This is a genomic window from Chamaesiphon sp. OTE_75_metabat_556, from assembly GCF_031378165.1.
In the GTDB taxonomy this organism is placed as follows: Bacteria; Cyanobacteriota; Cyanobacteriia; order Cyanobacteriales; family Chamaesiphonaceae; genus Chamaesiphon.
Genome location: NZ_JANNDR010000397.1, coordinates 1 through 2,251 on the forward strand (window position 1 = coordinate 1; position 2,251 = coordinate 2,251).

Below are 2,251 nucleotides of genomic sequence, written 5' to 3' on the forward strand. Positions count from 1 at the left end.
AACTGAAGTTGGTTGACGATCGATCCTACTAACTCCCATTCGCGTAGTGTAGTCAAAACCTAATCGATCGAATCCAAACAAAGATTCGGCAAAGCCGTTCGCACAGCGTCTGCCTTCGCAGAGGCTACGCCAACGAATCCACCAACACCCATCGCGTAACATCCCTGAATCATAAATCAGATCGATCGCCGTTGACACGCTACGCGAACGAGTATCAATATCGATTGAATAATTGGGCATAATCGATCGACAATTCGTTCGCGGAGCGTCACGCTAGGGAATCGTTAGAATTGTTAGGCAAAAACTAATTAGTTCAAAAATTGCTCGTATTCGTTATGTTCGCCAATCCAAATCCAATAATAATCGTCACCTTCTTTCAATGCTAAGGCGCGACATCCACCACTAATCCGAACAGACCAAAGTTTTTTACCAACCTTCTTAAAATGCAAGGAGGGATGCAGTGAATTTTCTTGCCACAGTTTGTAAGCTTTCTTTGCCCGTCTTTTCATGGCTGGTGACAATTCTTTATAGGCTTGCCAAAAGTCAGAGGTTGTCGAGGACTTCATCTAGATTTCTTACGTTATTATTGGCAATATCTGACTCTGCTTTGGCAATTAGACGATCGAGTTTCCCCGCTCCAAAGTCTGATTCAATCTGAAGATCCCACTCTTCATCGAGATATTCTTGCAGCCACTTTGACAGATCGCGAATTTCGCCTTTGGGTAATTGCTCGATCGCTGACTGAACTTCTAATCTAGTACTCATATCAGATACTCTACTTTAGTCGCTACGTCTATTATATCAAGCCACCGATAAAACAGATCGAATAAAAACAGATCGACTGGAGCAAAGCGGAGGCTATTGCAGGGCAAACGCTCCGCTACCGCCAACGAACTAACACCCATCGCCTATCATAGAAAAAGCCTAATCGATTATCAATACCTATTCGCTATGGGAGTCGTCCAATCTTCAATTGACAACCCTGCTATTTGTCCAAAATCAAGTGAGTTTCTTGTTAGTAAGATAGAGCGATTGACAATAGTTATCGCTGCAATTTTCAAATCCATTTTGCCGAGCCTTGGATATATCTTTCTGAGGCGATTGAACTCTCTAACCGCATTCAAATCAAATTCAATCACTGGAATAGCACAATAATTCATCAGTTGATTCTTGAGCTGTTTGTAAGCTTCAACTTGCTTATCCTCGGTTTGCGCTTTAGCGATATAGCTCAACCATCCTCGCATTTGTTCTTCATAGCTAATGATGGTTGTCGAAATTTGAGCTGGATCGATCGCCCTCATTCGCTGCAAAAGAGGTTGTGCATTAGCTCCTTTACGCTCTAAAACGCTAAGATGATCTGTATCTAATATATACATTTATTCGTCTATTGCATCGACAGCAGTTGTCCGTTGGCGTAGCCTCCGCTTTGCGGAATCGCCTTCTCGATACTCACGCCCCAATTTCATTGCTTCATCATAAGCAGGATTTTCAGCGAAGGTTCCAGCTATTTTTTCCCACCAAGGTAAATCGGCTGCATTTAGATCGATTTTACGTTTTAGTCGATCGACTTCAGCTTCTAATAATGTCAGCCGTTCTTCTAGTTGCTCTGGCATGATTTATTCATCCTTTCTAGCTCTAGCACTATTATATCCAACATTCGATCGATCTGAACCAATAGCCCTGCAACGATCGAATAAATAAAGGTAGGGGTAATTCGTGAATTACCCCTACTTTATTTATTCTGAATACGCTCGATCGATATAATGCTCATCCATTTCCCATTGCATGGGATTATTGATGATGTATTGTCGAACAATCTGACAATCTTCTTCGCTCCGAATCACACGTTCATAATAATTACGTTGCCAGAACGATCCTTCAATTTCACGGCTCTGATTAATTGCCTTAGCTGCTAACATTTTACATCTGCCGACAACTTTTGGTAAAATCATTTTCCGACGCGCCTTGATATCATCGACATCTAAATATTTGTGAATTTCTGTTGACTCTGGGGATTTGTTAATTAATATGATTGCATGAAAATGATTTGGCATAATGACATATTCATCGAGATTTATGTCTGACACTCGATCTGGTAAATCTTCCCAAACATCTCTAACGATCGAACCATACTGATTTAGAATCATCTGTCCATCATGAATTTCACCCAACAGACATTCACGATGACGGACACAAATGGTTATAAAATATGCTCCATCGGCTGAATAATCGTAACCTTTCAGCCGGATCG

6 protein-coding genes are annotated in these 2,251 nt (G+C 41.3%); all 6 read right to left on the reverse strand.

The genetic code is table 11. The features are described from left to right. A partial coding sequence (locus tag RMO27_RS16060; RefSeq protein WP_309734300.1) for a hypothetical protein occupies positions 1-240 on the reverse strand: 240 nt, incomplete at its 3' end. Between the two features lie 68 nt (positions 241-308). Beyond that, a complete protein-coding gene (locus RMO27_RS16065) occupies positions 309-566 on the reverse strand; it encodes a hypothetical protein (RefSeq protein ID WP_309734302.1) in 258 nt (85 codons plus the stop codon). After that, a complete protein-coding gene (locus RMO27_RS16070) occupies positions 544-765 on the reverse strand; it encodes a hypothetical protein (protein ID WP_309734304.1) in 222 nt (73 codons plus the stop codon). The genes RMO27_RS16065 and RMO27_RS16070 overlap by 23 nt, the downstream gene beginning before the upstream one ends. Before the next feature lie 170 nt (positions 766-935). After that, entirely contained in the window at positions 936-1,376 is a 441-nt protein-coding gene (locus RMO27_RS16075; protein WP_309734306.1) for a type II toxin-antitoxin system VapC family toxin, read from the reverse strand. Next, complete coding sequence (locus RMO27_RS16080; protein WP_309734308.1) at positions 1,377-1,613, reverse strand: hypothetical protein; 237 nt, start codon at positions 1,611-1,613, stop codon at positions 1,377-1,379. Positions 1,614-1,736: 123 nt separating this feature from the next. Beyond that, the coding region (locus RMO27_RS16085; RefSeq protein ID WP_309734310.1) for a transposase at positions 1,737-2,251 on the reverse strand (515 nt) is incomplete at its 5' end.